This window comes from Streptomyces sp. YS-3, from assembly GCF_045257485.1.
Taxonomy (GTDB): domain Bacteria; phylum Actinomycetota; class Actinomycetes; order Streptomycetales; family Streptomycetaceae; genus Streptomyces.
On sequence record NZ_JBJHPC010000399.1, the window covers coordinates 1 to 6,839 of the forward strand.

Here is a 6,839-nt window from a genome sequence, read left to right on the forward strand (position 1 = left end):
CCGCACCCCCGCCTGCCGCTGAAGCGGCCCAGGGCCGCCTAGTCCGACCCCTGAGCCAGCCTCCGTACGAACTCCGCCGCCGCGTCCCGTACGTCCTCCGCCGACCACGAAAGGCCCGGCTCGGTCACCGTCAGTTCGGTGTACGCGACCCCGGGCGGACCGGCGGGCGCGGGGAACCAGCGGCGGAAGAGCGTCACACCCGTCTCCTCGGACTGGCCGAGCCCGGCCTCGTCCAGGGCGTCCGCCTCGTACGGAAGCCACACCTGGAACTGGTGCGTGTGCGGCACCCCGGGGTTGATCCGGAACCACGGCACGCCCGCCTTGGCGAAGCCGTCCGCCAGGCCCTCGGCCACCACGCGCGCGTGGGCCACGTACGCGGGGAGCTTCGGCAGCACCCGGTCGAGGCCGACCAGCGCCGACAGGGCCGCCGGATACTGCTGGAAGAGCTGGCCCCCGTACCGGTGGCGCCAGGTGCGGGCCTCGTCGACCAGCGACTCCGGTCCGACGAGGGCGGCGCCCGACAGGCCCTCCAGGGTCTTGTAGTACGACACGTAGACGCTGTCCGCGAGACGCGCGATCTCCTCCAGCGGGCGCTCGAAGTGCACGGCGCACTCCCACAGCCGCGCGCCGTCGAAGTGCACCACCGCATCCCGCTCCCGGGCCGCCTCGACCACATCGGTGAGCTCCTGCCAGGTGGGCAGGACGAACCCGGCGTCACGCAGCGGCAGTTCCAGCATCAGCGTGCCGAACGGCTCCTCGAAGTCCCGGATCTCCTCCGCCGTGGGCAGCCGGGGCGCCGTCGTGGGGTGGACCGTGCGCAGAGCGCTGACCGTGCCGAAGGCGCGCCGCTCGTGCACCTCGGGGTGGGCGAGGGGGTGCAGCGCCACCGTCGCGTTGCCGGTGCGCCCCGCCCAGGCGCGCAGCGCGGCCTGCTGGGCCATGGTGCCCGTGGGGAAGAAGGCCGCCGCCGGGAAGCCGAGCAGGCCGGCGGTGCGCCGCTCCAGCTCGGCGACCGGGCCGTCTCCGTAGAAGTCCGGCATCTCGGTGGTGTCGTACACCGCGCGCGCGTCGGCGGCGAGGGCCGTCAGCCGCTCACCCATGCCGTACTCGCCCGGCATCCGGCACAGGGTGCGCTCCGAGGCGCGCCACGCCGCGATCCTGCGGCGGCGCGCGTCCTGCCCGGACCCGTCGTCCCGCGGACCGCTGCCGGCCGGAGCGTCCCGGGCCCCGCCGCGCCCCTCTTCCAGATCTTCCGGACCTTGCTGATCTTCCATGGTCCGATCATCACCCACAGCCTGTGGACAGTCACGGGGTCGGCGGAAACCTGGGCGTAGCATGACGGGGAAATCGTCCGGTACCCCTCGCGGACTGGAACGGAAGGCCCCCACCGCGTGAACGCACAACCAGAGACCCGCCCAGCCCGCCTCACCGTCGGCGTCGTCGGTGCCGGCCGGGTCGGCCCCGCCCTCGCCGCCTCGCTGAAGCTCGCCGGGCACCGCCCGGTGGCCGTCTCCGGCGTTTCCGACGCCTCGGTGCGCCGCGCCGCCGCCCTGCTGCCGGACGTGCCGCTGGTGCCGCCCGCCGAGGTGCTGGCCGCCGCCGACCTGGTCCTGCTCACCGTCCCCGACGACGCCCTGCCGGGCCTGGTGGAGGGGCTGGCCGAGACCGGCGCCGTCCGCCCCGGCCAGCTCCTCGTGCACACCTCCGGGCGGTACGGGACGGCCGTGCTGGCGCCCGCCACGCGCGCGGGGGCGCTGCCGCTGGCCCTGCACCCCGCGATGACGTTCACCGGGACCGGCGTCGACGTCCAGCGCCTGGCCGGCTGCTCGTTCGGCGTCACCGCGCCCGAGGAGCTGCGGCTCGCCGCGGAGGCGCTGGTCATCGAGATGGGCGGCGAGCCGGAGTGGATCGAGGAGCAGAACCGCCCGCTCTACCACGCGGCCCTCGCCCTCGGCGCCAACCACCTCGTCACCCTGGTGGCCCAGTCCATGGAGCTGCTGGGCCTGGCCGGGGTCGGCGCCCCCGACCGGATGCTCGGCCCGCTCCTGGGAGCCGCCCTCGACAACGCGCTGCGCTCCGGCGACGCGGCCCTGACCGGCCCCGTCGCGCGCGGCGACGCGGGCACGGTCGCGGCGCACATCGCCGAGCTGCGCGAGCACGCCCCCGGCGCCGTCGCCGGATACCTCGCCATGGCCCGTACGACCGCCGACCGGGCGCTCGCCCACGGCCTGCTGAAGCCCGAGCTCGCCGAGGACCTGCTGGGCGTGCTCGCGGACGGAGAGAACCGATGACCCTTCTGGTCCGCACCGCCGCCGAGCTGGCCGCCCTGGAGCGCACCGGCCGCCGTGCCGTCGTCATGACCATGGGCGCCCTGCACGAGGGGCACGCCACGCTGGTGCGCACCGCGCGCGAGAGCGTCGGCCCCGGCGGCCAGGTCGTCGTCACCGTCTTCGTGAACCCGCTGCAGTTCGGCGCGGGCGAGGACCTCGACCGCTACCCGCGCACCCTGGACGCCGACATCGAACTGGCCGGGCGGTCCGGCGCCGACGCCGTGTTCGCGCCCTCCGTGGACGAGGTCTACCCCGGCGGCGAGCCGCAGGTGCGCATCACCGCGGGCCCCATGGGCGAGCGCCTCGAAGGCGCCTCCCGCCCCGGCCACTTCGACGGCATGCTCACCGTCGTCGCCAAGCTGCTCCACCTCACCGCCCCCGACCTCGCGCTGTTCGGGCAGAAGGACGCCCAGCAGCTGGCGCTGATCCGGCGCATGGCCCGGGACCTGAACTTCCCCGTGGAGATCGCCGGCGTGCCCACCGTGCGCGAGGCCGACGGGCTCGCCCTCTCCAGCCGCAACCGCTACCTCTCGCCGCAGGACCGCACCACCGCGCTCGCGCTCTCGCGCGCGCTGTTCGCGGCCCGCGACCGGCTGACCGCCGAGCACGCGCTCCACGCGCGCGCCGCCGCCACCCACGCCTCCTCCGGGCGCTCCCTGGCGCTGTCCCGGCTCGGCGAGGCCCGCGCCGCCGCCGACGCCTACGCGGTGGAGGCGGCCGGTCCGTCCCCCGCCGTGGTGCGCGCCGCCGCCCAGAGCGTCCTGGACGAGGCCGCCAAGGCCGATCCGCCGCTGGCCCTGGACTACCTGGCGCTGGTCGACCCGTCGACGTTCGACGAGGCCGGCGATGGCTTCGCCGGTGAGGCGGTCCTCGCGGTCGCCGCGCGCGTCGGCACCACCCGCCTGATCGACAACATCCCGCTGAACTTCGGAGCCCCCGTATGACCAGGACCACCGTCGGCCGGGCCCGGACCGGTATACGGCTGGACGCGCCCGCGCCGGGCTGGGCCATCGACGCGGACGTCGTGGTCGTCGGCTCGGGCGTGGCGGGCCTCACCGCGGCCCTGCGCTGCACCGCCGCCGGGCTCGCCACCGTGGTGGTGACCAAGGCGCGGCTGGACGACGGCTCGACGCGCTGGGCGCAGGGCGGCATCGCGGCGGCCCTCGGCGAGGGCGACACTCCCGAACAGCACCTGGACGACACGCTGGTGGCGGGCGCGGGCCTGTGCGACGAGGGCGCGGTGCGCACCCTGGTCACCGAGGGCCCGGACGCGGTGCGCCGGCTGATCGCCACCGGCGCCCACTTCGACACCGACGGCTCCGGCGCCATCTCGCTGACCCGCGAGGGCGGCCACCACCGCCGCCGCATCGCCCACGCGGGCGGCGACGCCACGGGCGCGGAGATCTCGCGCGCGCTGGTCGAGGCCGTCCGCGAGCGCGCCGTGCGCACCATCGAGAACGCGCTCGTCCTGGACCTCCTGCGCGACGAGGACGGCCGCACCGCGGGCATCACCCTGCACGTCATGGGCGAGGGCCAGCACGACGGCGTGGGAGCCGTCCACGCCCCCGCCGTGGTGCTCGCCACCGGCGGCATGGGGCAGGTCTTCTCCGCCACCACCAACCCGGCGGTCTCCACCGGCGACGGCGTCGCCCTGGCGCTGCGGGCCGGCGCCGAGATCTCCGACCTGGAGTTCGTCCAGTTCCACCCGACCGTGCTCTTCCTCGGCGCCGACTCCGAGGGCCAGCAGCCGCTGGTCTCCGAGGCGGTACGGGGAGAGGGCGCCCACCTCGTGGACGCCTCGGGCACCCGCTTCATGCTGGGGCAGCACGAGCTGGCCGAGCTGGCCCCGCGCGACATCGTCGCCAAGGCCATCACCCGCCAGATGCAGGCCCACGGCACCGAGAACATGTACCTGGACGCACGGCACTTCGGCGCCCGGATGTGGGAGCAGCGCTTCCCCACCATCCTCGCCGCCTGCCGCGCCCACGGCATCGACCCGGTCACCGAGCCGATCCCGGTCGCCCCCGCCGCCCACTACGCCTCCGGAGGCGTCCGTACCGACCTGCACGGCCGCACCACGGTCCCGGGGCTCTACGCGTGCGGTGAGGTCGCCTGCACCGGCGTCCACGGCGCCAACCGGCTCGCCTCCAACTCCCTCCTCGAAGGCCTGGTGTTCGCCGAGCGCATCGCCGCCGACATCGCGGCCGGCGGCCCCGCGCGCGTGGACGGCGCCGCCCGGGGCGCCGAGGCCGGCGAGGACGCGCCCGTCTGCCCGCTGCTCGCCCCCGAGGCCCGTATCCAGATCCAGCGGATCATGACCGGCGGCGCGGGCGTGCTGCGCTCCGCCGACAGCCTCGCCGAGGCCGCCGCCCGCCTGGAGACCATCCGCTCCGACGCCGACGGGCCCGACGCCCGCAAGGCCGCCGAGCCCGGTGTGGAGGCGTGGGAGACCACCAACCTGCTGCTCGTCGCGCGCGTACTGGTCGCGGCGGCGGCAGCCCGCGAGGAGACCCGCGGCTGCCACTGGCGCGAGGACCGGCCCGACCGGGACGACGCGGACTGGTGCCGCCACCTCGTCGTCCGGGTGACCCCGGACCGTACGCTCGACGTCCGCCGTACCGATTCCGCAGACTTCCCCCCGACAGTCGCCGACGCCCCCAGGGAGCCGTAACCGTGAGCACCCCCGACGAACACCGTCCCGAGCCGGTGGACGTACCGCTGATCCAGATCGGCGTCCCCGCGAGCGGAGGCGGCTGCGGCGACGACTGCGGCTGCGGCGACGAGGACGTGTACGAGTGCGGCCTGGACCCCTCGCTGGCCGCGCTGCTGGCCGAGTCGGGCCTGGACCCCGTCCAGGTCGAGGACATCGCGCACGTCGCCATCGAGGAGGACCTGGACGGCGGCGTGGACGTGACGACCGCGGCGACCGTCCCCGAGGACGCCGTCGCCACCGGCGACTTCACCGCGCGCGAGGCCGGTACGGTCGCGGGCCTGCGGGTCGCCGAGGCGATCCTGTCGATCGTGTGCACCGAGGAGTTCGAGGTCGAGCGGCACGTCGCGGACGGCGACCGGGTCGAGGCGGGCCAGAAGCTGCTGAGCGTCACCACGCGCACCCGCGACCTGCTCACCGGTGAGCGCAGCGCGCTGAACATCCTGTGCCGCCTCTCCGGCATCGCCACCGCCACGCGCGCGTGGGCGGACGCCCTGGAGGGCACCGGCGCGAAGGTGCGCGACACCCGCAAGACGACGCCGGGGCTGCGCGCCCTGGAGAAGTACGCGGTGCGCTGCGGCGGCGGCGTCAACCACCGGATGTCGCTGTCCGACGCGGCGCTGGTCAAGGACAACCACGTGGTCGCCGCGGGCGGCGTCGCCCAGGCGTTCAAGGCCGTACGGGAGATGTTCCCGGAGGTGCCGATCGAGGTCGAGGTCGACACGCTCGACCAGGTCGGGGAGGTCCTGGAGGCGGGCGCGGACCTGATCCTGCTGGACAACTTCACCCCGCAGGAGACCGCCCGGGCCGTCGAACTCGTCGCCGGGCGCGCCTTCCTGGAGTCCTCCGGCCGCCTCACGCTGGAGAACGCGGCGGCGTACGCGGCGACCGGCGTCGACTACCTGGCCGTCGGCGCGCTCACCCACTCCTCCCCGATCCTCGACATCGGCCTCGATCTGCGCGAGGCGGAGTAACCGATGCTGCTGACGATCGACGTAGGCAACACGCACACGGTCCTCGGCCTGTTCGACGGCGAGGAGGTCGTCGAGCACTGGCGCATCTCCACCGACCCCCGGCGCACCGCCGACGAGATGGCGGTCCTGCTCAACGGCCTCATGGGTATGCACCCGTTGCTCGGGGCGGAGCTGGGCGACAACATCGAGGGCATCGCGATCTGCTCGACGGTGCCTTCGGTGCTGCACGAGCTGCGCGAGGTGACCCGTCGCTACTACGGCGACGTCCCGGCGGTCCTGGTCGAGCCCGGCATCAAGACCGGGGTGCCGATCCTGATGGACAACCCCAAGGAGGTCGGCGCGGACCGCATCATCAACGCGGTCGCGGCGGTCGAGCTGTACGGGGGCCCGGCGATCGTCGTCGACTTCGGCACGGCGACGACGTTCGACGCGGTCAGCGCGCGCGGGGAGTACGCGGGCGGGGTGATCGCGCCCGGCATCGAGATCTCCGTGGAGGCGCTCGGCGTCAAGGGCGCACAGCTGCGCAAGATCGAACTGGCCCGGCCGCGGGCGGTGATCGGCAAGAACACGGTCGAGGCGATGCAGGCGGGGATCGTGTACGGGTTCGCCGGGCAGGTCGACGGGGTCGTGACCCGGATGGCCCGCGAGCTGGTGGGGCCCGGCGGGGACCCGGCCGACGTGACGGTGATCGCGACGGGGGGGCTGGCGCCGATGGTGCTGGGGGAGGCGCATGTGATCGACGAGCATGAGCCATGGCTGACGTTGATCGGGTTGCGGCTGGTGTACGAACGCAACATCGCACGCATGTAGCTCGCCCCACCCCGC

Annotated in this window: 6 protein-coding genes; 5 read left to right on the forward strand and 1 reads right to left on the reverse strand. The window is 74.9% G+C overall.

Annotated features, from left to right (window positions below):
* Positions 1 to 38: 38 nt before the first annotated feature.
* A complete protein-coding gene (locus ACJA3G_RS26290) occupies positions 39 to 1,274 on the reverse strand; it encodes a threonine aldolase family protein (protein ID WP_406555525.1) in 1,236 nt (411 codons plus the stop codon).
* A 117-nt stretch (positions 1,275 to 1,391) separates the two neighbouring features.
* Between ACJA3G_RS26290 and ACJA3G_RS26295 the strand changes: the two genes are divergently transcribed.
* From ACJA3G_RS26295 to ACJA3G_RS26315, 5 genes are read left to right on the forward strand one after another with little or no spacing between them, the layout of a single operon-like run.
* Entirely contained in the window at positions 1,392 to 2,291 is a 900-nt protein-coding gene (locus ACJA3G_RS26295; RefSeq protein ID WP_406555526.1) for a Rossmann-like and DUF2520 domain-containing protein, read from the forward strand.
* Positions 2,288 to 3,274: a pantoate--beta-alanine ligase gene (gene panC, locus ACJA3G_RS26300; protein WP_406555527.1), complete on the forward strand. Its 987-nt coding sequence runs from the start codon at positions 2,288 to 2,290 to the stop codon at positions 3,272 to 3,274. The genes ACJA3G_RS26295 and panC overlap by 4 nt, the downstream gene beginning before the upstream one ends.
* Positions 3,271 to 5,001, forward strand: a complete 1,731-nt coding sequence (locus ACJA3G_RS26305; protein ID WP_406555528.1) for an L-aspartate oxidase — start codon at positions 3,271 to 3,273, stop codon at positions 4,999 to 5,001. Before panC ends, ACJA3G_RS26305 begins: the two co-directional genes overlap by 4 nt.
* 2 nt (positions 5,002 to 5,003) lie before the next feature.
* Complete coding sequence (gene nadC, locus ACJA3G_RS26310) at positions 5,004 to 6,014, forward strand: carboxylating nicotinate-nucleotide diphosphorylase (protein WP_406555529.1); 1,011 nt, start codon at positions 5,004 to 5,006, stop codon at positions 6,012 to 6,014.
* A gap of 3 nt (positions 6,015 to 6,017) precedes the next feature.
* Positions 6,018 to 6,824: a type III pantothenate kinase gene (locus ACJA3G_RS26315; protein ID WP_406555530.1), complete on the forward strand. Its 807-nt coding sequence runs from the start codon at positions 6,018 to 6,020 to the stop codon at positions 6,822 to 6,824.
* Positions 6,825 to 6,839: the final 15 nt, after the last annotated feature.